The organism is Bradyrhizobium sp. USDA3516 (assembly GCF_057651995.1).
In genome coordinates, this window is the sequence record NZ_JBYGYN010000010.1 from 118,400 (window position 1) to 143,633 (window position 25,234).

At 57.1% G+C, this 25,234-nt stretch carries 18 protein-coding genes; 4 read left to right on the plus strand and 14 right to left on the minus strand.

The features are described from left to right. The first annotated feature begins 64 nt into the window (after nucleotides 1-64). Together AC24YW_RS28070 and AC24YW_RS28075 are read left to right on the plus strand one after the other, a co-directional pair. Nucleotides 65-247, plus strand: a complete 183-nt coding sequence (locus tag AC24YW_RS28070) for a hypothetical protein (protein ID WP_172789331.1) — start codon at nucleotides 65-67, stop codon at nucleotides 245-247. Nucleotides 248-868: 621 nt separating this feature from the next. Beyond that, nucleotides 869-2,161 (plus strand): preATP grasp domain-containing protein, encoded by a 1,293-nt coding sequence (locus AC24YW_RS28075; RefSeq protein WP_487485756.1) that lies wholly within the window; start codon nucleotides 869-871, stop codon nucleotides 2,159-2,161. Between the two features lie 1,136 nt (nucleotides 2,162-3,297). On the opposite strand, the gene AC24YW_RS28080 is transcribed toward AC24YW_RS28075, so the two are convergent. The 14 genes from AC24YW_RS28080 to AC24YW_RS28145 all read right to left on the minus strand — a co-directional run bounded on the left by AC24YW_RS28080 (nucleotide 3,298) and on the right by AC24YW_RS28145 (nucleotide 21,596). Further along, on the minus strand, nucleotides 3,298-3,975 hold the full coding sequence (locus tag AC24YW_RS28080) for a 2OG-Fe(II) oxygenase (protein WP_487485757.1): 678 nt from the start codon (nucleotides 3,973-3,975) through the stop codon (nucleotides 3,298-3,300). Further along, nucleotides 3,960-5,123, minus strand: coding sequence for a GFA family protein (locus AC24YW_RS28085; RefSeq protein WP_487485758.1), 1,164 nt, complete (start codon nucleotides 5,121-5,123; stop codon nucleotides 3,960-3,962). The genes AC24YW_RS28080 and AC24YW_RS28085 overlap by 16 nt, the downstream gene beginning before the upstream one ends. Before the next feature lie 1,171 nt (nucleotides 5,124-6,294). After that, nucleotides 6,295-7,161 carry an electron transfer flavoprotein subunit beta/FixA family protein gene (locus AC24YW_RS28090; protein WP_487485759.1) on the minus strand — a complete coding sequence of 289 codons (867 nt, stop codon included), beginning with the start codon at nucleotides 7,159-7,161 and terminating at the stop codon, nucleotides 6,295-6,297. Between the two features lie 502 nt (nucleotides 7,162-7,663). Beyond that, entirely contained in the window at nucleotides 7,664-9,478 is a 1,815-nt protein-coding gene (nifA, locus tag AC24YW_RS28095; protein WP_487485760.1) for a nif-specific transcriptional activator NifA, read from the minus strand. Nucleotides 9,479-9,660: 182 nt separating this feature from the next. Continuing rightward, the gene (locus AC24YW_RS28100; RefSeq protein ID WP_487485761.1) at nucleotides 9,661-10,497 is read right to left on the minus strand and encodes an SDR family NAD(P)-dependent oxidoreductase; all 837 of its coding nucleotides are present in this window, start codon (nucleotides 10,495-10,497) and stop codon (nucleotides 9,661-9,663) included. Nucleotides 10,498-11,213: 716 nt separating this feature from the next. Continuing rightward, nucleotides 11,214-12,326 carry a nodulation protein NodZ gene (locus tag AC24YW_RS28105; protein WP_487485762.1) on the minus strand — a complete coding sequence of 371 codons (1,113 nt, stop codon included), beginning with the start codon at nucleotides 12,324-12,326 and terminating at the stop codon, nucleotides 11,214-11,216. A gap of 163 nt (nucleotides 12,327-12,489) precedes the next feature. Beyond that, nucleotides 12,490-14,508 carry a carbamoyltransferase family protein gene (locus tag AC24YW_RS28110; protein ID WP_487485763.1) on the minus strand — a complete coding sequence of 673 codons (2,019 nt, stop codon included), beginning with the start codon at nucleotides 14,506-14,508 and terminating at the stop codon, nucleotides 12,490-12,492. A gap of 327 nt (nucleotides 14,509-14,835) precedes the next feature. Continuing rightward, a complete protein-coding gene (locus AC24YW_RS28115) occupies nucleotides 14,836-15,624 on the minus strand; it encodes an ABC transporter permease (RefSeq protein WP_487485764.1) in 789 nt (262 codons plus the stop codon). A gap of 3 nt (nucleotides 15,625-15,627) precedes the next feature. Beyond that, nucleotides 15,628-16,548 carry a nodulation factor ABC transporter ATP-binding protein NodI gene (gene nodI, locus AC24YW_RS28120; protein WP_370156424.1) on the minus strand — a complete coding sequence of 307 codons (921 nt, stop codon included), beginning with the start codon at nucleotides 16,546-16,548 and terminating at the stop codon, nucleotides 15,628-15,630. A gap of 1 nt (nucleotide 16,549) precedes the next feature. Further along, complete coding sequence (nodU, locus tag AC24YW_RS28125; RefSeq protein ID WP_487485765.1) at nucleotides 16,550-18,259, minus strand: nodulation protein NodU; 1,710 nt, start codon at nucleotides 18,257-18,259, stop codon at nucleotides 16,550-16,552. A 13-nt stretch (nucleotides 18,260-18,272) separates the two neighbouring features. Beyond that, nucleotides 18,273-18,902 carry a nodulation methyltransferase NodS gene (gene nodS, locus AC24YW_RS28130; RefSeq protein ID WP_487485766.1) on the minus strand — a complete coding sequence of 210 codons (630 nt, stop codon included), beginning with the start codon at nucleotides 18,900-18,902 and terminating at the stop codon, nucleotides 18,273-18,275. 11 nt (nucleotides 18,903-18,913) lie between these two features. Then, the gene (gene nodC / locus AC24YW_RS28135) at nucleotides 18,914-20,290 is read right to left on the minus strand and encodes a chitooligosaccharide synthase NodC (protein ID WP_271595825.1); all 1,377 of its coding nucleotides are present in this window, start codon (nucleotides 20,288-20,290) and stop codon (nucleotides 18,914-18,916) included. Between the two features lie 17 nt (nucleotides 20,291-20,307). After that, entirely contained in the window at nucleotides 20,308-20,919 is a 612-nt protein-coding gene (gene nodB, locus AC24YW_RS28140) for a chitooligosaccharide deacetylase NodB (RefSeq protein ID WP_487485767.1), read from the minus strand. 44 nt (nucleotides 20,920-20,963) lie between these two features. Further along, nucleotides 20,964-21,596: a NodA family N-acyltransferase gene (locus AC24YW_RS28145; protein ID WP_172789344.1), complete on the minus strand. Its 633-nt coding sequence runs from the start codon at nucleotides 21,594-21,596 to the stop codon at nucleotides 20,964-20,966. A gap of 822 nt (nucleotides 21,597-22,418) precedes the next feature. On the opposite strand from AC24YW_RS28145, the gene nodD1 reads away from it, so the two are divergent. Then, nucleotides 22,419-23,363 carry a transcriptional regulator NodD1 gene (gene nodD1, locus AC24YW_RS28150; protein WP_487485768.1) on the plus strand — a complete coding sequence of 315 codons (945 nt, stop codon included), beginning with the start codon at nucleotides 22,419-22,421 and terminating at the stop codon, nucleotides 23,361-23,363. 643 nt (nucleotides 23,364-24,006) lie between these two features. Beyond that, nucleotides 24,007-24,921, plus strand: coding sequence for a transcriptional regulator NodD2 (gene nodD2 / locus AC24YW_RS28155; protein WP_271595828.1), 915 nt, complete (start codon nucleotides 24,007-24,009; stop codon nucleotides 24,919-24,921). Nucleotides 24,922-25,234 lie beyond the last annotated feature (313 nt).

Here is a 25,234-nt window from a genome sequence, read left to right on the forward strand (position 1 = left end):
GCCCGGTTGTGAGGTGAGGACCCTCGACGAAGCGTGCGCAACGCGCCAAAGGAGACAATCGAAAATGCCGTGGCAGAGGATTGAAACACTTGGAACCATCGCAACGATAGAACACATCATTCGGAAGTTTCGAGAATTGATCGATACAGATAGCTCGATCCCGCCCGAGCTGCGGCGTGCGCTGCACGAGACGCTGGATGGGCATCTTTTGGAAGCAAAGCGGCGTGTTCTCCTGAGAGAAAATTAGGTCCGGATGCCGTCTACACATGGAGAGACACTAGCAGGCCGGCGTTGCGCTCTACGCCAGGCTTCAAAATGCTTGCGGCCAAGCCTGGATTCGAGCTGCTCGCTCGTTCAGCGGTGGCTCGGATGGCGATTTCTCCGGGCCACTTCATCTCGCCTTGTCGGACTGGCCATCGATGGTGATGGCCCGCATACGCACCCTGACCAATTCTAGATTTTGTCGAAACTCGGCGACTGGGGTCATTCGTTGGACACGCCTCCGGCGCATTCGCGGGATCGCTCCTCAAAGGCCTCAGCCAAAGGCTTGCCCCTCAGGGCACCGCTGATGCTTGCAACACCAGCTCTTCCGGGGCCCTCTTCGGGCATGAGCCGCCCGCAAAAAGGGGCTTGAACCTGACGTAACGTTAAATCGTAGGCTCGTGGGGTGTTACCTACATGGGTGTGAAGGACTTCGGGTGCCTCAGCCGGTCAGATCGGCGGACCGATCGCTGGTCATGCTCCCTATCTCCGATGACCATCGCCGCAATCGGGACCACCGCAAAGCCCTTCGACCGTGGTTGCCATGGCCATTCATCCTGATCAAGTCCAGATGCCCGGAGGTTCGCGAATGCCGCGGATTCTAATTATGAATGCCGGTACGCCTCAGATGTCGGGCGCCCATCTAACAAAGGCTCAACTCTCGCTGGCCGCCAGCTCGGCATTCCGTTCAGCGTGGTTTGCTCAGGAGGGCGACCTGATCGTCTCCCCGGTAGTGATCCCGGCAGATCTGCTATCCTACATTGGCGCGACGCTGGATTTCGATGCATCGAGTCTTCGCCTGCTTGTACCAACGAGCCGCCAACCGACCATCCTGGATGATTACGCGTTGTTGTCCGAGACTGTTGTCGCACGAATTAAAAGACATATTCGTCAACAATCCACCTGGCGATTGTACCCCTGCTACTTTACTGAAGGCGTCGCACACCTGGCGGCCAAACTAAGCATACCGAACATTGGCGACGACTTCGCCCTGCAGCGCGGGCCTGATTTACTGAATCGCAAGAGTCACTTCCGTCAGTTGGCAACAAGCGTAGCACTTCCGCTGCCTCACGGATGTGTCGCGACAGATCCAAATGGACTGTTAAAAGCAGTCACTTCCCTCAAATCCGAGACCGGCAGGGTCATCGTGAAGTTGGATAATGGAGCTGGAGGGGTTGGAAATGTCATCTTAACGAGCAGCAAAAGCGATCCCCTACCTGGCGCCAGAGATACTCGGTGGATTTCCTGGCGTTCGCTTGATCCTGACGCGCTTTACTCCGAGATCACAACAGCATCGTGTAAGACGCTGGTCGTCGAATCATACCACTTGGCCCGGTCTTTGTTTTATCTCGAGTATGCAATCCAGGATGATGCATCAATCGCTTTCATCAATAGTGGAAACATACGCCTGCATAAAAGCACAGATCGGGCCGAAAGGGCTCTCATCTGGACAGGGCTTGAGCTTCCCAGCGATCTGGAGAACGAGCAGTGGTTGACTGCCCAGGAGCATGCCTACCGATTTGTGGCGCTAGCGAGAGACCTTGGCTATCGCGGAATGATCAACATCGACGCGATTTTCGCCAAAGACGGACGGTTGCTGTTCAATGAAGCAAACGGCCGCTGGGGTGGCGGCTCGGTGTTACACAACATTGCGATTCGGCTACTAGGCCCCGACTATTCCAGTCGCAACGTTATTTTATCTGTAAGAAATGTACGATCACCATCTTTTCGTGCGGCGCATGATCGCTTCTTCAAAGAGGGATTGCTATTCGACCGCACACGTAAGACAGGCGTGATCCCACTTGCCGCCGACGAAAAGGCTGGTACCGTGGAGTGCGTTGTGATTGCGGCCGACAGGGCCGCGGCCCACGATCAGCAATACCGATTGTTGAGGTCCTAGCGAACACATCTTCACACGCTCAATTCACCGCCCCGCGCAAAAGCAGCGTTCTCCCCAGCCCCAAACATAAAAGAGGGCACAGTTTGAGCAAATAGGTTCGGCGCTGCGGCTGACTGCAGTAACTGCAGCGCCGGACAGGGAGAGAAGCTAGGTTTATCCCTAATGCTAAACGTCGGATCATGATCGTGACCTTGCACGAGGAATATTCTTACCCAGCTGATCGATCGCTGCAACAGGCGAGTCCTGCGCAACGGCATCGCCAAGCGAGCATTGCGTCCATCAACCCGACATTCTCTCGGCGGAGATTTGAGTCATGCCCAAGCGGCTGCGTTTGCAACCGGCGACTTGCGCAACTGCACGAGTGCGGCACCAATCTTCGGGCGAGGACGAGGGCTGAGCTTATAGTGAAAAGATCTTCGTCGAGCGACCGATCGGAACGTTGAGCAGCGATCCCTGGCTAGAGTTGTTACGCAGATGCTCATCCAAGCTACCAACAGCAAGAGCATACTTGTAGGCAGCTGAGCTCTCCCGCTCGTTCTCCTTGATGATAGTCGACCTGTACACTCTCAAGACCTCAGCTTCAGCGGCGGACGGAATTGGCCTGGCTTTGCGAACGATGCTGACTCCGCCCGTAGCGCGCGGGGCGCGCAGACGATCGAGTCCGGCAAGGACGCCACGCTCGCCGGCCATTCTAACTCGTTTCGTAAAGAAGCTCGGCTATGCCCAGCTTCTCGTTGTAGTCGAGCCATCATCCCAATCTCAGAAGAGCGTCCACATGATCCTTAGCACGACGCTCCTTGGACCTAGCCTGATGCGTGCCCGACCTTACCACCTTAACAAGCGGCCCATCTTGGGAACCGAGAGGCTCGCCACAACAGTCTGCGAAACCCCGCGCTACCCGGAATACAGCATCGCGCAGCGCCGACGCGCCTCCCTGGTTTCACCCAGCGACAAAGATGCAACTTTCGCTCGGATGGCACGTGGTGGCCTGTACATGGACCAATGTTAACCATGGCTTCCTACCAGAACTGTCGCACCTTACGAGAAACACTGACCACAAGATGTGAAAGCGTCTAAATTTCCCGGAGAGCTCACCCGCCACTCGGTTCTCAGCGAATCATACCAGGCGCGCCACCTCATAGCCGAGCGGTAGAACTTTCGACGATCCGGCGGTTGGCGCCGCCCCTTTTTGAACAGAAGTAGACGAGAGATCGGCGTTCCCCGCTCGACACCGGCTTTACTTCATGCCGTACCTTACATGTTGTGACAAGCACTGCACCAAATGGTGGTCGGAATACGTGCTGTTCGTACCCGGTAGGATATACCACGAACTCACCCCCCTCGAAGTCTCGCGCTAGCTGCACAATCACCGCGTACTCAAAATCCGGATCACTCTTCGCATCCAAATGGATGCCCACAAAGGACCCAGGCGGCATACGATGCATTTGGCACCGGCGAACCACGTAATCTGAGGATGCTCCGAAGATCTGTCTTAGCGCGAAGCTGCGGTCTTTACTTTCAAGTAGCTCCATAATCTGCCCTGAAGCTGCACCATCCACGTTGCTAGGCGCGCGACCTGGTGGATCTACCCTTATGCGCTTGACAAAGACGCTGTGCAAGTCGCCGGCATCTCCCTCCCGGACTTCTTCTTCGGGAATCTCAGCCTGCAGCTGATCGATCTTGGTCAAGTCGGCTTGAGTGAACAGTATCTGGGGGGCGATAACGGCCGTCCCCTTTACTAGCAGCTCTATGCGGTACTTTGTCAGCATTTCCTGTGAAAGCTGGCGGGATTTATCACTCATTGTGCGCGCCATTCGAACTCACTCCTTTGATCTTCGAAGCAGGACTCCGGGTCCTTGTGCATTGAGACGAATGCTTTCTCCCAATGCTCGCCATCGAACTCGGTTATTCTTGCGAGTGCGACCGTCCTTCTATCCAGGCATCGAATATTTACGCTGAACCCGGAGGGGTTCGACCTCGGCCTATAGAATGGCTTTACCCCACAAACCCGGCAAAACGTGTGCCGGGCAATGTTCTTGTTGAACTGATATGTCGTGAGGACTTCTTCACCGCGCTCGATGCGTAACTTATCGCCAGTTACTAGCAAGTGAAGAAACCCAGACATTTGACAAATCGAGCAATTGCAACGAACTCCAGAGAGCTCTCGCGGCGCGCTGACGTAGAACTTGACAGAGCCACAATGGCAACTGCCATGATGCTCGATCTCAGAGTGATCATCCACCGCGCGTGCCGCAGTTGAAGTGAGATCGCGGCACCATTGGACGCTGAGCCCATAGGCCCGGAGGAATTCATTCAAAAACCGATCACTACGGTCAGGCTGCACAAGTTCGCCAATCAGCCGACCTGTCATTTCTCCGTGGTACTTCTCAGCGGGATCTTCTCCGCCCACATGGCTGCGAAAATACTCCAGATCTTCCGACTTCGCCTTAAACGTTTTGACCAGGGCGGTCCACAGCGACTGGATCATGTCCGCAGCATGTAGCTCAAAAGCTACCATGTAAGCGCAACGGACGAGGGAGTCTTTCGATGACAATCCGGCGTAGAGAGAATGCATATACTGCTTAGTCCTAGAGCTATAGTTGGGCAGTATTGCTCGGCCGAGTAGTCGGGAGGCATCTTTCTTCAACAGGTTGGAGTGAAAGTTTTCTGTCAACAGAATATCCGGTAGCGCGGCATTGCCTCCCTGGAGAATTCGGCCATGGCCACCGGTCTCATCCCAACAGATAAAGTTCGCGACTACGCTGGTCACCTCAATGTCTCTCGCAATATCCCGATTGTGATACATTGCATCGAATATGAGGTCCCTTTGTGAGCCCGCCTGCAGATACGGGAACGCCTGTGACATCGCCAGGTATTCGGGCAGCAGGCTGGCGGCCTGATCTTCGGACAACTGCGAGGCGAACGGATGCGTGCCGAACAAGGCTCGCGCTTGCTCGGTCAAGTACTCGTAGCAAAGCTTCGGAGGCTGATCCGCGGCAAATCGAGACGTTTGAGATGTCATTTGACCCCTGCAGATGAGAAGCGGACGGTCCTTGACGAAGCAACTTCGTGCCCCGGCCAACTTTTAACCGTCCCAGGTTCATTGGCTTTGAAGGACCAATGATCGCGTTCGCCTTCTAGGCGACTATTTGTCGTTTGCTCCGCGAACGCAGACAGCGGCATGCTCAGTGCAGCTCATGAGCATCGAAGGAATGCGATCATTATTGGAGCGCCGGGAATCCGGTCGGATTCCTGTCCACCAGCAGTCCGGCGCCGCAATGCCCGCCACGACTAGCATTCACGCGGAGACTCAAACGGATACTGCGCCCCCTGCGCCATTTTGAAGCTAATGTCGCGTGCGCGAGCGGCGTGCCTTGCCGCTCGGCACGCGTGCAGCTTTCACGATCTTGAGCGAACGGATCAAGCCCTGGCGGTTGCCGATCGCGCCATTTCGCCGAACCACCGTCAGCCTGGGACAGCATTGTAGACTCCAGTTTGTACGTATGATGCTCTTAGGCCTTTGGTCCCTGATGTCATACCGCTCGGGGCGGCACAAAGCCTTTGAAAGCGACCCTCGCCTGTTCTTACCACCTCTAAATTCTTGGTGACTCGCAGCAATCATCATGCCAACTCTTGAATTCGCTCCGTAAGATCTGACCAAGATGATACAACGGCCGTGACGCTTCCTCATTGCGAGTGTCAGAGGTTACGCGCCGCTGTCAGAAAGCAAACAGCGGAGAACCGGCGGCCGCTCACATGCGTACAGGTCTGCTCAACCGCTGAGATTGGCTTCAACAGTGACGTATACCTTGACTTTGCGCCCCGCAGCCTGCGACAGCGCTTTGGGCGTGCAGACGGCACCGCCAATACGGTGACCCGGGTCGCTGGCTATTCCGTGTTCGCTCGTGACCGTTACGGGAAGATGCAATGGCCTTCCAAGTCGTCGAATACGACCGAACGGCGCCCCTGGAACATGCGCAGGCGCCTTTGCCTCTGCCCCGACAATCCCGCGCGACTCCGAGAGTCGATCGTGTGATCTACCGAGCATGCGGCCCCAGCTGCTCGCGAGTTCGACGGGTAAGATAGGCAGACCCCCACGGGTGCGGCGATGATACATTCCTGGAGCGTATCTACTATGATGGCCTAGCCTCTCCCGATCGAGCGTCACGAGCAAGTGCCGCAAGATCGGTTTCGAGCTTCGGTTGAAGTGAGAAAATTGCGTCTATCAACGCCTGCGCCGGTTGCTCGGCGGCCTCAACCAGCGCCGCCCTCTCGGCCCGTGCAGAGGGAGCGAACACACGCTTAACGACCGTCGGCGAGCCCTTGAGCCCGCAGTTGGAGGTGTCTTCGACACCGGCTTCTTGCGCGCTCCATTTCACGATTTGGGCACGCGCGGCACGCAGGGCATCCGCCATCGCGCCGCGCCGGATTCGATTCGTCGCCTCAAGCATGGTGATGAGGCATGGTAATTTGGTTTGCAACACCTGCACACCACCTTCGCAGCGTCGTTCCACTTCAATCGTTTGAGCGGCGAGGTCCAAGGATCTGATCTTCGCAACGTAAGTTAGCTGCACTACGCCCATTCGCTTTGCGACGCCGGGCCCAACCTGCGCAGTATCGCCATCGATGGTCTGCTTTCCCGTGAAAATGAGATTTGTCGAGCCATAGTCCTTACCGATTTTCCGGATGGCGGTTGCAAGTGCATACGTTGTGGCCAGCGTGTCGGAGCCAGCAAAGCAGCGATCCGTGAGTAGGACGGCGCGATCGGCACCGTAAGCCAACGCCTTTCGCAAGGACTCTTCTGCCGATGGCGGTCCCATGGTAAGCACGGTAATTTCGCCGCCGAACCGATCACGCAGTTCAAGCGCGGCCTCGAGCGCGAAGAGGTCATATGGGTTGATGATGGTCGGCACTCCCTGACGCATGATTGTATTGGTCACGGGATGAACACGAATTTGCGCCGAGTCCGGAACCTGTTTGATGCAGACGACATTGTGCACGATGATGCTCCTAAAGTTGCGATAGCTACGAAGAGAACAGCAAGTGTTGTACCACCGCCGCCGTTCTGGAATCGGCTCGCTGTCACAAAGGCTTAAACGGGGCGATAACGCGCTCCAGCCAGCTTTCCTGACGAACGAATGCCGACACAGGTCAGGGCACCGACAACCCGTTCCGCTCGGCACGCCAGCCGAGAGACCAAGGAGTGCTCGCACGATGAATGCCGCGCAAACACTGCCGGCATCGGGCTGGTCGACGGTTAAGCATCGTCACTCACTCGTCCGCAGAATAGGGATGATAGGCTGTTACCTGTTCGAGCCACGGATGGTTCGCGATTGTATGTCCAGCAGGTGAGGCTCTTTTAACTCATGGCGCTCAAATCGAGGTTGCGCGCCACGTCGTTGCCTCAGGCCGGCCGTTTCCCTTGCGGTTGCGTAGATTGCTTCTTCGGGATCATTCTTCACGTATCTGTTTGGCACTAGCGGCTCCGGCGGATGTGGTCGTTCAGAACCGCTTTATCTCAATTCCGTATTTCCGGAGCGCATAGCCAATTTGGCGCGGGGTTAGTCCAAGTAGGCGCGCTGCCTTGGCCTGCACCCAGCCAGATTTCTCCATGGCCGCAATGACCCGCTCCCGATCGGTCATGCTCGCACCACCAACGAGAGCTGTGCCGGCAGGTCGCAGTGGGGCCGGTTCGTAGACAGACGGCGGCGGCAACGCCGTTTGAGCTAGCGGAGTGATGGACTTTGCAGGCGCAGGTTGCATGGGTACCGCCAGGTCGGTCTTGTCGTTCGATGTGGTTTTCCAGAGCATCATGGAAAGGCACTGGCCTTGGCAGCATGCAAAGTCACTTCTCACAATCGACGGCCCGGTACACAGCGTCGCTGTTCGCTCGATGCAGTTTTCGAGTTCGCGAATATTTCCCGGAAACCCGCAGTTCATCAGTACCTCGATCGCACTGGCCTCCAGGGTGAGCGTACGGCCGTTCTCGCTATTGAACTTTCTGAGGAACTCTCGGGCTAGCAGCGGAATATCACTGCGTCTTTCGCGCAGCGGCGGCAATAACAAGGGAACTACGCTAATACGATAGTAGAGGTCCGCGCGGAACTCGCTCCTTGCGACGGCCTCTTCAAGGTTCTTGTTGGTCGCAGCTATGACTCGAACATCGACTTTAAGCGTGTGATTGCTGCCGACGCGCTCAAACTCCTGCTCTTGCAGAACTCGCAGCAACTTCGCTTGGAACGGAGCTGAGATCTCTCCGATCTCATCCAGAAATAGCGTCCCTTTGTCAGCAAGCTCGAAGCGCCCCTTGCGCGAACTTACCGCACCGGTGAAGGCACCTTTCTCATGGCCAAATAATTCCGATTCCAGGACCGTCTCAGGCAGAGCCGCGCAATTCAGTTTAACGAACGGTCGTTTAGCACGGGACGAGGACTCGTGAATGGCCTTGGCTACGAGCTCCTTGCCGGTGCCGGATTCGCCGCGCAGCAGAACCGTGCTGCTCGATTTGGCTACAACCGCAATCTTCTCGAGCAGCCCGCTCAGCGCGGGGCTGTCGCCGATGATCCCGTGGGCGTGAAGCTTCTTGCGCTCGCGAGCGGCCACCCCAAGCTCAACGATCTTCTGTGGTTGGTCTTTGTCCACTAGCAATCGTTCGCGATCGCAGGCCAACAAGCGATGTAGCTTCACTGTTTGCCCCACCAAGTTGGCGACCATAACGAGCAGCCGCGCATCGTGCTCGAGCCGCAGACTGGAACTATCGTCCTTGATACGGTCTACCGTCAGCGTACCGACCACCCTCGGATCAATACGAATAGGAATCCCAATGAACGATACGGGCATGCTGTCGGAGGCGCCGAGAAGCTCCCGGTCCGCAGCGCTGAAGGCCGGCTCGTCGGCTACGCTCTCGACAACAAAAGGCCTGTCTGTTGCCACGATCTGGGCGATTGCACTCTGCGGCAGGCACGTGCGGTAACGTTCGTCGCTGCCTTCACTCCAACCGGAGCCAACTGTAATTTCCGGGATGCCGTCATCGTCCAGTAGTGAGACGATGCAGTGTCGCATCTGCACAAACGATTGCAGCAGGCCAAGGACCTTGGCCAACGTGACTTCGAGCCGGCCAGGAGCGCTGACTATTTTCGATATTTCGCAGATGCCGGCCAGCGCACTCTCATACGACGGCTGCCCCGAGGGATTACACTCCGGCTCCGGTTGCGAGGCAGGTCGTTCCGAGGGTGGGATATGCAGCATGAGCCTATCTCCGTTGTCTTGATTATCCTCCCTTGAGCCATGTTGGGATTGGCGAGCTTCGTTCTGCATGTCACTCTCGATCTAGCCTCAAGTGTTGACGAGATGACATAGAACCGTGACACCTGATTATGGCACGACACCGCACTTGCAATGTGCCCTCATTTCACTTTTTGCGGATCGTGTGCGCGTCGTCAGCGGAGAACATACGCGCCGCTGCAAGGCAAGTCAGCTGGATCGCCAGAGCGGCGACTTTACAAATGCTGCCCACCATTGATCGGCACCTCGGCTCCCGTGACGTAACTCGCCGAATCCGAGCATAGGAAGAAGATGACCTTGGCCACTTCATCCGGGGTCCCCACTCGGCGCAGCGGGATACTAGGCACGAGACGGGCTTCCGTGTCTGGCGACAGCATGTCGGTCTTGATTTCGCCCGGCGCGATCGCATTCACACGAATGCCATGCGGCGCATAATCATAGGCCAGTTCGCGTGTGAGGCTCGCAAGCGCCGCCTTCGAGGTCGCATACGCGCTACCGGCGAACGGATGCACCCGCGAGCCTGCGATTGAAGTCACATTTACGATTGATCCTGACGCGGCTCTTAGCTCGTCAAACAAACCCTGCGCCAGCAGGATCGGCGCCACCAGATTAAGATGAAATACCCCCATCCAGGTCTCGGTTGACGTGGTCAATGACGTCATCCGATTCCCAGTGGGCGTTTTCGGTGACACACCGGCGTTATTCACCAGCGCGTGCAAGGGCGCACCAGCCAAGCGCTTCTTGACCTCGGTGATCGCACGCGGCAGCATTCGATGATTGCTGAGGTCGATCTGGAAATGATCGTCATTCCCTGGCTCCCAGGGGCATCGCTCGCTGTCGAAAGGTTGGCGTGCGCAAGAAATGACGCGCCAGCCCGCCTCCGAGAAGAGCTTGGCAGTGGCATGACCAATTCCGCGTGATGCCCCGGTGAGCAACATCGTCTTCCGTTCTCTACGATCATCACGCGCTTTATCAGCGTGAACGAGGCAATCAAAATGTGTTTCGGCCCGCGGCTCTCTAATCAGATCGTCATTCGGCAGATCGAGACCCAAGGCCGCCTCCTTACTGTTGCGCCGGCGCACGCGTAGCAGGATTTGCGCCACTGCGGTGCAGGTAAATCACTTCCGTTTTGCGTCCTAACGTCGCGCAGGCCGAACATTTGGCGGATTTCGGACAGTCGTGGGTGTGCATTGTGACAACGATGGCAAATCAGGTACGTAAGCTCTCTAACACAGTCGCCTGCTTCATCACAGGGGACGAGCCGCGATCGCTTTCTTGATCGCGCAACCGAATGAGCCTGCTGCTTGTCGGCGCCTCGCCGAAGTCAACGATCGCTCGGGAGCGACCACGGACATTTTGCCGCGCTAACTCCAAAACTGACGTACCAGCCCCGCACGTCAGATTCGTCAATCATCGATTTTGTTTGTCGCACCCTGCTCTGAGCAGAACTGGGATATCGCTGGACGGGTTGGCTCCAGGCACGAGCTGGCGAACTGATATGTTCATCCACGCTCGAGCACTGATCAGCTCCGATTTGTGTCTGACGGATGGCGGCAGCGTGTTCCCTTAACGCTGCGCAGCACTTAGGGCGGTTGTTATCGCCGTCATGGCTCAAGCGAAGGCACTTGGCCGTCGCTTCGTTCTGTTCTTCGGTGTAAGTTCTTGCCAACAGCATCACGTTCGGCAGACGATTGTCGGCCGTACAAGAACTGGCAGTACTCTTGGATGTAAAGAGCGGCAATCAGGTCGATCAATCGGGTTACAACTTTCATGAAGCCACGAGCTCTTGCGAGTTGTCTTCGACCAAAATCAACCTGCTCGGATCGTTCAACTCAAATTCTATCACGCGTGGAGCAAAGAGACGCGCATAGCGCGTGAAGGCACTCGTTGGGGGAAACCGGATCACCGTGTTGCAGCGCGCAAGGAGATACATCTCAATGAGGGCAGAAAAGCCTCCCTCGGCTCCGATGGCGGCGTTGTGCAACGGGCCGGCGTGAGGCGCCTGGAACTGTTTTGGAATCGCAAAAACATCAGGAAATATTGCCGAAACCTGCTCAAGGATGAGCGCGCTGTCCGTGCACAGGAACGCCCTCACAGGCTTCGCATGTGGTAACGCCCTCGCCTTGTCAACGGCATTACAGATCTGTCGAAAGGCGCGCTCCGCGTCCGCCCAGTAGGGAGCATGCCCCATAATGTCCTCACCGTTTCCATGCCGGACATGAATGCCGATCACGCTGTACGGCTCAAAGTGCTCGCGGTAGATGGCATCAATCCGAGCCTGAATTGCAGCTCGCGGCTTGATCCTCCGAAAGATCTCTCGCTCCGCCTCCTGATCGCAGCGCCACATCAGGCAGGCATCACATACAACTGTGCTAGCGTCACTATCTCTCTGACTTTGGAACAGTTGATCGAGTTGGTCGCGTTCCCGGAAGATCTGCTCGTCCGGCCGATAGACGCAATCGATAGACGGCTTGTTCCACCATGCCGGAAAGAATGGTCCCGGAAACGAACGTTTGTTGATGTCGTCGCCGCAAATCACCGGCACGCCGGCAATGTCTTGAACCGGTTCGAAGAAGACCGGGAAGGCATTGGTGAATGGTTCATCAAGATAGCAAGACCCCCGCCAATCGATGGCTAGCGTCCGCCCTGTCTGCTTTGCGAAACGCCAAGCCGCCGCCAGCGACCACAGACAGTCACCAAAACCCGTACGTCGCCGGGACACTACGAACCTATCATTCATCGCACCACTAACCATCTCGATTGCCTTTTCGCGCGCTCCTGGTTGGACAAAAGACATCGATACAGACATCTCGGGTTTCTTCTCGCCCGGCGTCACGGTCTGAAATCGCGGTGCCGGCGAGCTGCGTCGGTAGAACTTCATAGCATGCCTATCCGTGATGGCCGCGTTCTCTCAACACTTTCTGTCCTTTCTTCAGCGGTCTTGCATCGACCTGCCCGAAGTCCGATGCCCGACGCCCCCTGTGCGTCGGATGGACTGGCCCGCTCACATGCGGGCATAGGCCTGGTCATGGTCATACTTACGGCTATGTTTCGCTTTGCACTTTATTGTGGCCCGACGCCGGACGAAGCGGATGAAGGCGAACGCCCCGCAGCTCCCATACGAGCCGCAATTCCTTCACAAGATCTTCACGCCTGGCCTGGTCCAGCATGGCTGCGTCGAAAAGCCACCCGAGTGAAATATCGCCTTCGATCCGCATCAAGATCTCGAAAAGCTCAGTTGAGATCCGCATACTAGAATGTCCCGTGCGTATCTCGCAGAGCGTTTCCTGTCGATCTGGCGCTGTGTAAGAGCGAACACGATGAAGGGATGCATACGGCGGCAATGACACGCCCAGTGCACTCCAATCCTGCAGTGATGCTAGCCGCTTCCTCACGAGGAACGGCCCGACAACAAGTCCATCCAGGTCAGTCGTTAAGAACGCGGTGATCGCATCTGACACGGACTGCACAATCGGCTCGGCGTTATTGTTAAATGAGGTATTCAGAAGAACCGGAATGCCGGTTCGCTTCTTGAATGCATTAATCACATCCCAGTAGATGGGGTTTGTCTCACGCGATACGGTCTGCAGCCGAGCGGTCCCATCAACGTGCGTGATCGCACCGAGCATGTTGCATTTGGCTTCACGCACACGAACCACGAAGTTCATGAAGGGGAGCTGCCGCGTACCGTTCGGGAGCTCAAAGAACTTGCTCGCATCCTCCTCTAGTACGGATGGCGCAAAGGGACGATAGCCCTCGCGCTTCTTGACCATCGCGTTGATCCGGTCCTTGTTTTCCGCAGGCCGCGGGTCCGCGAGAATGCTGCGGTTACCAAGCGCACGTGGGCCAAACTCAGAGCGGCCCTGAACCCAGCCGATTACAGCGCCATTTGCTATCCAGTCTGCCGCACTGGATGCAATGTCATCACTTCGTTGAATGTCGAGGTGGCCTGACCATGCGTTGAGCTCATGCTCTATGGCTTGCTCGTTCCCGAGATCAGGGCCCCAATAAACGTCCGACAGTCGCTCGCGCGGCGCTGGCCTGCCTAGCTCGCTTGATGCCATCAATGCAGCGCCGAGTGCGCAACCAGCGTCGTGCGCCGCGGGTTGAACAAAGATGTCTTCAAATAGACCGGAATAAAGCAGCTTTCCGTTCAGCGTGCAATTATGGGCCACCCCGCCAGCAAGGCACAAGCGGGTCAGGCCCGTCGCTTCGCGATGGTGCCGCAGAGTGTGAAACACGATCCGCTCCAGCGCTTCCTGCAGCGACGCGCTGACATCTCGATGCTGTTGGGTGAATGGCTGTCCCTTTCGCCGAACTTGAATGTTGCGGACCAGGGCCGGTCCAATTCGATCCAGGTGAACGCGATAGTCACCGCTGTCCAACAACTCGTAGAACTGCGCGAAGAGCTCGCGATAGCGATCGGGATCACCATACGGTGCAAGCCCCATCACTTTGTACTCGTCGAACATCCCGTAGCCGAGATATCGAATCGTCTCGAGATAGAACAGCCCCAGGGAATTATGTTCCGGGAAACTTGCAAGCTGCGCAATTCCGGTGCCAGATCCTACCGCCAATAAGCCTGAGAGAAAATCGCCGCCGCCGTCGATCGCAAAGACGAGACTTTGCTCGAACCCGGACATGGCAAACGCGCTCACGGCGTGCGCTTCGTGGTGATTCACGAAGGAAAGCCGGGACGGATCGAGCTCGGTCCCGAACTCCCGTGCAAGCAACTGCCGCAGCAACAGTTTGGCCTCCAACGGAACAGGCTGAGAAACAGAAAGACGCTCGAGCATGGTCTTGCAGTAGGCTTCAGTCGCGTAGAACGCGATACGGTCGATCTCGTCCAGCTCGACTCCTGCGGTAGAAAGGCAGTATCGGATCGAATTGCTGGGGAACTTGTTGGAGTGCTTGACGCGGTTGAGGCGCTCCTCTTCGACAGCAGCAATTACGCGGCCATCCTGCACAAGGACTGCAGCGCCATCGTGAAGAAATGTATTCGGCAGCTCCGGAGAGCTTTCATAGATTCTGTCAAGGCCGCCACTCAGTCCCAGGCACAACATCCCGTTCTCCAATCCGTCATGACGGGCAGGCCAACTGCCGTCACACCGATCCACTTTATACAGTGACGCTCCACCGCTGCGCAGGCGACACAGCACAACGCGACCTTGCAAGGTCAGTCTCGGCGCCTAGCGACAGGCCACTAAAAACTAAGGAGTGTTGCCATTCGACACCGATCGACCGAACAGGCGGTCGGTAGAGCTGGTTCGATCACGGACTCTCAAGGTCATTTCAGAAGCTGCTGCAACAGACCAGGTCACTCCCGAGCTACTGCAGAGCGCATCATGACACCGCATCGATTGCACTTTCTCCGTTTCCCTCAACTCACGTCAGCGCAGCAGGCGGCGCCGAAATAGTGCTGTCGACGCGAAAAAGGGCAAGACCGCGTAAGCACAGAGCGCACCTACGTGCAGGGCGGCACTGTCCGCTCCGCGCGCAAGCATCGTTGGACGAATAAGGTCAACCGAATGTGCGAGCGGCAACAAGCCGGCAAAGTGCTGAAATGAGTCAGGCAGTTGGCTCGTCGGAAAGATCGCGCCACAGAGAAACACCATGGGCGTAAGGACGAGCGACTGGTAAAACACGAAGTAATCGTAAGTTGGCGCAAGAGATATGACGACCATTGCCAGGCTGGCGAAGACAAGACCCGTAAGGGCGACTGTTGGTATCGCACAAAGAATGGACGTCCAGGATGCATAACCCAACGCTGCAGCGACAATCCCGATTGCTGTCCCCGCTAGAACGGACTTACTGGCCGCCCACACCAACTCACCTAGAACAATATCGCCGAGCGTGAGCTGTGTGAACAGAATTCCCTCCCAGGTGCGCTTGACACCCATTCTAGCGAAGGCCGCATATAGGGTTTCAAAGGTCGCGGATGTCATCGCACTGATTGCGACCATACCGGCCGCCAAAAAAGCAATGTACGAAGTCCCCTCAACCCGTCCCACGATGAGTCCGAGACCAAAGCCAAGGCCCAACAGATTGGTTATGGGATCTGCGAGATTGCCGAGAAGCGATGCAAGCGCGACTTTCCTCCATGCAAGGAAGTTTCGTCGCCATACCGCGACCCAGTTGTACGCGTTGGCCGGCATCACCGACGCATAACCATCATTCATCGCTCATTTCTCCATCTCGCGCCCGGTCAACCGCAAAAACACGTCTTCGAGATTCGGCGGCCGCTGCAGTACGCGAAGGTTCGCTTGCCCGCGCAGGTGTACGCGAACTTGCTCCGGATATCGCGCGTAACAAAAAACCGTCTCTCCACTCACTTCAATATGCCGCGCATAAGGTCTAATCAGCTCTCGGATATGATTGGGATCACCACCATAGATCTCGATCACGTTGCAGCCGATATGCTCGTCGATCAAGGCGTCTGGCTTGCCTTCGGCGATTTTGCATCCACTCTCAAGCACGCATAGCCGATCGCACAGGCGTTCGGCCTCTTCCATGAAGTGAGTGGTCAAGAGGATCGTCTTGCCACGCGCAAGCAGGGCGCGCAGGCGTTCCCAAATCAGGTGGCGTGCATGCGGATCCAAACCAGTGGTCGGCTCGTCCATCACGAGTAGATGTGGATCATTAATCAGGGCACGCGCCAGCGTCAGCCGCCGCTTCATGCCACCGGATAACTCAGAGACACGCACGTCCGCCTTGCTTTCAAGCCGCGCAAACTCAAGCAGCGAGGGTGCAACCGCCGCGATCCTGCGAGCGCTCATGCCGAAATAGCGGCCAAACACAAGCAGATTCTCTCGCACTGTGAACTCGAGCTCAAGGTTGTCGAACTGTGGCACCACCCCGACGCGTACACGCGCCGCACGAGCGCGGGAAGGCACAGGCTCATCGAGGACTGTAATCTTGCCGCCGTCGGGCGAGATCATGCCGAGGAGCATGCGCGCAATCGTACTCTTGCCAGCTCCATTCGGCCCAAGCAGTCCGAAGCACTCTCCGCGTGCGACCGAGAACGACAGATCGTTGACGATAAGCTTGTCGCCAAATGACTTTTTTACACCGGCAAGGTCGATCGCCACAGTGGACATGTTCATCTTAGGCTGACAGAAGTCGTTCCGTGGACGATGGCTTCTCGACGACGGTTTTGCTCCAGAGCTTGCCCTCGCACCAAACGTGCTCGACACGGCCCCATTGGCAAGCTGCCGCAGCGTCCGGAAAGAATCCCCGTCCGTGGAGGTTGGCGCTCGTGTTGCAGAGCAGCGGAATACCCGTGAGTTGCTCAAATTCGACGAGAAGCGCGGCAATTTTGTGAGGAGAGTTGCGGGAAATTGTCTGCAGCCGCGCCGAACCGTCAAGATGGACCACTGCGGGGACCTTGTCGCGCCAATCCGCCCGGGTCTGGTGATCGAACAGCATGTAAGGATCTGGCGTGCCCGGGCTGAAGATCTCAGGTGCCCGATCCTCCAGACAAATCGGCGCCACCGGTCGGAAGTGCTCGCGACGTTTGATGTCGTTGAGATGATCCTTCATTGCCCGGCTAGTTGGGGCTGCAAGAATGCTTCTACCGCCCAACGCCCGGGGCCCAAGCTCGGCACATCCGGAAAGAAAGATGACGGGCTTGTTGTCGGCAAGAATCGCCGCAAGTTCACTCAAACTGCAAGGAGCGGCCTCCCAGTCCGGTGGAACCTCGCTCTCCTGCAGGGCAGGACCACTGTAAACTGACCACTCCAAAGGCCCGAAGCCATTCTGCGCTGCCATAGCACCGCACGCCGCGCCGATTGCCGAGCCGCTGTCATTCGGAAACGGCGGCACCCAGACATCATCGAACAATCCCGTCGCGCGAAGCGCGCTGTTCCATTTGATATTGAGACCGCAACCTCCGGCGACACATAGATTTCGCGCGCCCGGAAGCGACGAATATCTTAGCAGAAGCAGCGCGATTTCCTTAACAAGAAGACGTTCCAGAAACACATGGAAGGAGGCGAGGACGTCCTCCGCTCGCTTGGCAGCCAGGCGCAACGCGCTTTCCTCGAAGAACGCGTGCATAGCTGCAAGAGACGATTCCGCATTGTTAATGTCTTCACGGTAGCGGCGAGCCTGCTCCGTGTCGGCCGCCAGCCGTGTTTCATAAAGCTCCTGAAACACTTCCACGATGCTTTCATCAACGGAGCCAAGCGCGATGTAAGCCATCAGCTTGCCGGCGATGCCCAGATCCCAACTGGAGCGGTTCGGCTTACGGTACGGCCCGAAGTGAAGGCCCGCGGCAGCATAGGCGTGGCCGATCATAGGAAACAGCGATCCAATGAACCGACCCCCGCGCGGTTCGACATAGTAAAGACGTGGAAAGATGCAGCCATCCCACACCAGACAGAACGAAGCCTTTCCCGCGGCTGCAAAGGGACTGGTGCCATATGCTGACGCGACATGGCCCGTGACATGCGGGTAGCTCTTATATGGAAACTCCTTGCCGCCGAGGAGGAGGCCGACGCCGTCGACGGGATCAAGGAGGCCCTCAGCATGACGCTCGACATATGGCGCGCCTTTTAGCGCAACCTGCACCGCTCCGCTTAGGAGCAGGAACTGCGATTCATTCTCCCCGTCCCATCCGTCAACGACGAACTGATCGATATCCCGCGGCTCCAGGCCATGCTCCGCCAAGGCGCGCACGACTGCATCGAGATTGTCAACGGACTGATAGCGTGGACTATTGCCGCGCTTCTCTTGCTCCACGCAAAAAAGAAGCCGACCGTCCTCGACGACAGCAATTGCTCCGTCATGTGTCAACTTTATTCCGCAGATGCGCATACGTACTCCTGGTCTAATGACCGACGTTTGATTGTTCTGACGTGGCGTCCGGCCTTCGAAACTGGACGATCAAGCAGTCTTCGTTTGCCGATCCGCTGGAGCAGTGCCGACGCTCGACCTCCGATAGGCTCTCCTTAAAGAGAGCGATCACCGTTTCGGCACCAGCAGCATGCCCCCAGCGTTGACATATTTCATCACGCGCGGACCCGAAAATCAGAGTGCCACTTGGCGCAAGCATACTCACCAGGTTGCGGATAGCCGCATGCATCTCGCCCACGTCTTTGAGGTAATAAAGAACCTCGGCCACGACAATTAAATCGAACTGCTCAGTGGTCGAGAACCGCTGAATGTCGCAGGTCACAAAAGTAATATGTGACCACTTACTGGTCCGCAGTCGCGCTCGCTCGATTGCCTGCGGCATGACATCCACCACGGTAAGCCGCTCGCATAACGGCGCAAGCAACTCCGTGAATGCACCGGCTGCACATCCTACCTCGAGGGCAGACGCAGCATCTCCGTTGCAACGCGACATCCGGAGCATTTGCGCGTATCGCTCCTGCTCGAACGAACTATTATCAAGGTGCCATGGATCGTCGGCAGCCAACTCTCGCTCTAATAGCTGATGGTTCAGATCCAAAGTCATGAGACGACCACTTATTTGTAGACAGTCGAGCGATCGCGACCGGAAACACTCTCCGTGGTCGCCAGGCTCGACGGACGGTGCGATAACCCCGTCTTATGAATGGGAGTCGTTCCCACCCCTACGCTAGACGCACCTCGTCCGGCATTGGGACGCAGGATGACACGCTGTTTCTCCTCTTCCGCCGGCACATTGGTGACTTTTCGCGATAGCCAATCGCTATTGCTCAATGTACAAAGCGCATAAGCCTTCAATGGTAGCAAAAGAAGGATATTGATCGGTGTGTGGAGCGAGAAGCCGATAAACCGCAAATCGCGAGCGCGAACCGCTGCCACACTGCACCGGACCATAGTCATTGCTGCAATCGTCAATCCCGTCCACCAGGGTATAGAGCCACCGAACACGAGCTCTGCAAGCGCAGCAAGTGTTGAAATCGCGAGGAGAAATGGGCCGAGATTTTGCCCGATAACATCTAGCGTCAAATAACCATCGAGCTCTGGGAGCAGGCGCAATGCAAGAAACGTATCTCGAAAGGTACTGCGCGCCCAACGAAGCTGCTGACGCAGATATGGCCCAAGACGGTGCGGGACGACTGTGGCTGCTATCGCGTCCGGGACGTATTCGGTTCGAAACCCCGCCTTGAGCATGAGTATCGTTAGATGGCGGTCCTCGCCGAAATCACTCGGCCTCCCACGGAAGAACTGCGCCTCGTATTGATCGAGAAGCAAGGTCAGCGCGGAACGTCGATACATGGCACAAGGGCCGCAACAACACATGACGGCACCGAAGCGCGCCTGTGCCGCGCGCTCTTCGTTGCACGCGAGCCAATATTCCATGTCGATCAGCCTGGTCAACCAGGTCTGGTTACGATTACTTGCTATCAGTTGACCCATCGCCGCACCGACTTCCCGGTCACGCATCTTCAATACAAGCTTCGTGACGACATCGGCAGCAAGAACCGTGTCGGAATCGACATTGAGCACCAGATCACCGGATGAGCTGCGTATTGCAGCGATCTGCGCTTTGCGCTTTCCGACGTTGTTTGCCAGCAAGATGATGCTGACTCTCGGATCGTTGGCATATATCTGGTGTACAGGCGCGACCACGTCGCGGTTTGCAGATCCGTCATCGACCACATAGACCTGTATCTTGCCGGCGTAGTCTTGACTGCAAATCGACTCCAGACATTCGGCGAGCGTGTTTGGATCCTCATTGAAGCACGGCACGATGACGTCCACAGTGGGAAGGACCACCTCCGCTTTTTCCAGGCTGTCCTGTAATGATGAGTTGATCGCCGGTCGGGCATAAAGCGCTTGCACGCTCTTATAGATAGTCGAGAGTACCGCATAACTTGAAACAGCGGCAGCACTGGTTGTCGCGAGCAGGTCCATTGGGTGTCAGTTCTTGTTCAGTGAAGTTGAGGAAGTGGACGGATTGCAAACCCGCGCCGTTGCAGTGCCGGAATCAGATATGCGAGCGCCGTGGTGGTCTGATCGCGCAGCGTTGCATCGGTGCCCAGTCTCTCCTCATCGGGAGGATACCCGTCGTGCAGGAGCACAATTGCACCCGGGCGAACGTTCGCCATCACCGAATTCACAATTGTATCAACTCCAGGGCGGGACCAATCTCTCGGGTCGACCGACCAGTGCAGAGCCGTGAGACCAGCGCTCGCCGTCATTGCAAGCACCTGTTGCGTCCATATGCCGTAAGGCGCTCGCATATGCCTGGGCGAGGCCTTCGGGCACGCCAGACGGATCGCCTCGCTCGCGGTCAGCACTTCATCCTGTAGCTCTGCAGGTCCGCATCTGGATAGATCAGGATGGGTCATCGTATGGTTCGCAACCTCATGACCTTCCGCAATCACTCGTCGGATGAGGTCCGGATGCTCGATCGCGTACGTACCGATGACGAAGAATGTAGCGGGAACTCGATGTTGCGCCAGCACATCGAGCACCTCTGGCGTACAAAATGGGTTCGGCCCGTCATCAAAGGTCAAATAGACAGCTGGACGTCCGCTCATGTCAGCGTAGTCGCAGCGGACAGTGAATGGTGTGGAGCGCTCTGTCACAACTCAGGCCCGTTCCGATCGATGACAGTCCCGGCCGGCCATTCGCTTATCGAGCGTCCCAGCGGAAACACCACCACTATCGCGTCCTCGAGGCGGGTCGGCGATAAATTGGGATAGACATCCGGCTGCGTGGAGCGGACGCGAATGCCATGCATCAGGGTGGCGAGTCCCTGCCTTTCGACCAGTCGCTTCATATGTTTCTCAAGCGCCGACCGAACCGTGCCAAAGCCGAATGGAACACCAAGCTCCTGCAGTACGGGATACATCACGCGCATCGCGTGACTTATTCCGAGCCCTTCGAGATCCGGGCGCACCGCATACAACCCCAGTTCCGCCACAAGGAGATCGACTTCGCACACTTTGATGAAGCGACGTAGCAGCCCAATGTGAGCCGCTACCCCGCGCGCGTCGGAACCAATTGCACGAAGCTCCGGTCTTGCGCCGGCCCAACTTCGGCTCCCCTCGAAAGGCTGCGCATTGAACGCACCCGTGGGCCCATAACTCTTGCGGAAGAACTCCGCGAGCTCGGCATGATCGGCGAGCCGCAGCTCGCTCTCCCAACGAAGGCTCCACTGCACTTGAGCGCGCGCAGAAGCACGTTCCGCAGTCGGGGATACGGCAATGTTCATGGCGAGCGTCCTTGCGCCTGTTGAATTGAACGGGAGGTGGTCACGTGATCTCTACCTGCAGGGCTGCCGATCAAGACTGAAATGCGCGGCTGTGCTTTGTCGGAGCTCCGCACCGCTGGCCTGCACCCGCGCCCCTCGCCTCTGCTCGCGCTAACGCTTGGTTCGCGCTCGTCATCCTGCTGATGTGCCATGCCCATGCGGAAGACCCCGGCGAGGCAATTGGATTAGCCAGAACCGATCTGCACCAGGGAGCGCGCGCGCCCTCCGTTGCATCGCCGTCAGGAGAATTGACGGCTGCGGGCAAGCCACCGACACGCGATTCGTCGTCGACGACGCATCTGAGCGGCATCAGATCACACTGGCTCCTATACATCTTCAACAGACCCCAAAATACGCTGGACAGGCGAGCCGTTCGGAATGGCGCCTGAAATGTTTGGCAACCGCAATCTGCGCCTGCCGCCATTCCCTGACACTAGATTGATGCTGAAAGCGCTCTCAAGTGTACGCGGGTAAACCTCGCGTATTGAAACGGATGACAGCCCCATACGAAGGTTTATCGGGCCCCGCTCGGCGCTCAAACGAGCGCACATCGCACGAAGACGCAACACGGCTCGCACGCCACGCCTGTAGACGCCCAGGACACGGACGCGGCGGTGCGCTCGCACGCCCAGGAGCTTTTCTTTGAGCTCACTTGAACGACCATAAACCATTGTGGTCTGCCTGGTCCGTTTTTCAAACTTCAGTTTGCTATCCAACATCCCGCAATTTGGTAAAATCGATTGTTTCGATAGAACACATCCACACGATGGATAGACTCACAACATGCGGTTCAAGGGACTTGATCTAAATCTTCTCGTTGCGCTCGATGCCGTGATGACGGAACGCAACCTCACAGCGGCGGCTCGCAAAATTAATTTGAGCCAGCCCGCTATGAGCGCTGCGGTCGCACGGCTACGCGCCTATTTTCGCGATGAACTATTTACTATGAGAGGTCGCGAGCTCGTCCCTACACCTGGCGCGGAGGCGCTTGCAGGTCCAGTTCGCGAGGCCCTGCTGCACATCCAACTCTCGATCATATCGCGCGACGCGTTCGACCCGACTCAGTCGAGTCGACGCTTCAGGGTCATTCTTTCAGATTTCATGACGATCGTTTACTTCCGCAGAATTGTGGACCGCATGGCACAAGAAGCTCCCGCCGTGCGGTTCGAATTGCTGCCATTTTCCGATGAACCCGATGAGCTGCTTCGTCGGGGCGAGGTCGACTTTCTCATTCTGCCGGAACTGTTCATGTCGAGTGCGCACCCTAAAGCGACGCTGTTCGACGAGACCCTCGTGTGCGTGGGATGCCGCACGAACAAGCAGCTATCCCGACAGCTTACGTTCGAGAAATACACCTCGATGGGGCACGTTACTGCCAAGTTCGGACGGGCACTGAGACCGAACCTCGAAGAATGGTTTTTGCTTGAGCACGGTCTGAGGAGACGAATTGAGGTCGTCGTGCAAGGCTTTAGCCTGATTCCGCCCATATTGTTAGACACGAGTCGTATCGGCACGATGCCCTTGCGGCTGGCCAGACACTTCGAAAAGCGGATGCCACTGCGGATCATCGAACCGCCTCTCCCCCTGCCCATATTCACAGAGGCCGTGCAGTGGCCCTCGTTTCACAATACCGACCCCGCGAGCATCTGGATGCGGAGGATATTGCTTGAGGAGGCATCCAACATGGCATCTGATGAGCAAAAGCCTCCAACTCGCAGGCGCTGTTAGGCTCACCGCAAGCTGCCGCTCCGAATAATCCAAGCACGCTACAGGCCCTTCGACGTGCTCGGTCCGCTTCCTCGCTTCCGCGTCTCCTGGGGAGGCACTGCCACGACCTCACAATGCAGCGATCCGTTGCGAAGACTTTTCCTGTTGTAAGCGAGGTGACTTCCCAGGTGTGGTTTGATGGGCTTGCGCTGCGTTCAGGGCTACCCTGGCACTATCGCGGATAAAACACGCCTCCATTACAAATGTTTAGCTTGGCGGATAAAATCGCTTGAATCGCACATTGCGTCAGGTTGTAGGTTGACCCTCGCGACTAGCGCTGCACGACGCAGCCGTCGAGGGGGCGCTCTGGTGTGCTCAGGGCGCTCACGGACGCTGGGGTGATTGCGATCGGCGAGCTGAACGGACCAGCTACGTGGTCGGCCGAAACCGGCGAGACGAATCAGCTTGGAGGGTCCTGACGCTTTCCCCCCGCCGCCGATCGGCTTACCGCTTGCTGTCCATTCTTGTTGTCGTTTCGCGAGCTTCTTGTCTTGATGGCAGGGTTGAGCCGATGTCCATTCGGGCGAGCCAGGACGATTGCTCCAGACGCAGCCGCCACCGCACGCTTTTTCGCAGCAAGGACGTTTGCGCCGGATAAGAAGAGATGCGTTTCAAAGGTCTGGATCTAAATCTTCTCGTCGCGCTGGATGCTCTGATAACTGAGCGCAATCTCACCTCAGCGGCACGCAGGATCAATCTCAGTCAGCCGGCCATGAGCGCAGCCGTTGCCCGGTTGCGCTCATATTTTGGCGATGAACTGTTTGGGATGAGGGGGCGCGAGCTTGTCTTGACCTCGCGCGCAGAAGCGCTCGCAGCTCCGGTACGCCAGGCTCTGGTGCACATTGAACTCTCAATTATGGCGCGTGACGTGTTCGATCCAGCTCGATCGAGCCGGCGATTCAGGATCGCCCTTTCTGATTTCATAACAGTTGTATTCTTAAGAAATGTCGTGGAGCGCGTCACGCGAGAGGCCCCCACCGTCAGCTTCGAACTGGCGGCGCCGACCGTTGAGCACGACGAGCTCCTCCGCCGCGGCGAAGTCGATTTTGTTATCCTGCCAGATTCTCTCCTGTCCAGCGCGCACCCCAGGGCGGCCCTATTCGAGGAGAGACTGGTCTGCGTAGGTTGCTGCACGAACAGGGAATTACATCGCGGACTTACATTCGATCGATATATGTCGATGGGGCACGTTGCAGTTAAGCACGGAGGTGCGCCCCACACGCCAATTGAGCAATCATTTTTAATCGATCTCGGTCCTACTCGGCGCATCGACATTCTCGTGCAGAGCTTCAGCATGGTCCCGCCCCTCCTTGTTGGGACGAACCGCATAGGCACGATGCCATTAGGGCTGGTGAGGCATTTCCAGAAGACCATGCCTCTTCAGATTGTCGAGCTTCCGGATCCATTCCCCGTCTTCACCGAAGCGGTCCAATGGCCCGCAATTCACAACAATGACCCGGAAAGCCTGTGGATGCGGGAAATATTGTTCGAGGAGGCCACGCGCATGGCAACTGCATAAGAGCACCCCGTAACCAACACTCCGGAAGGAACGGGCAGTGCCTGAAACTTCGCACCCGTCTCGCCGTTGCCGTAACGACGTTCGTGAAGTCTACGAACTTCACATTCCAACACTTGTCTCAACACACACAATTCCACCTGCCTGGCTTGCTCTCCTTGTCGCGGGATAAAGACCCTCCGGGCGCGCGGTTCGTGAGACGCTCTTGATTTCTTTCGCGCGTCGGCGTTAGGCGCGATATCACAACCGCAGTGTGTCTGGCTTTAGAGACGGGGACGGAGCAGCACGTTCGCGCTTAGGCCAGGCGTTTACGTTG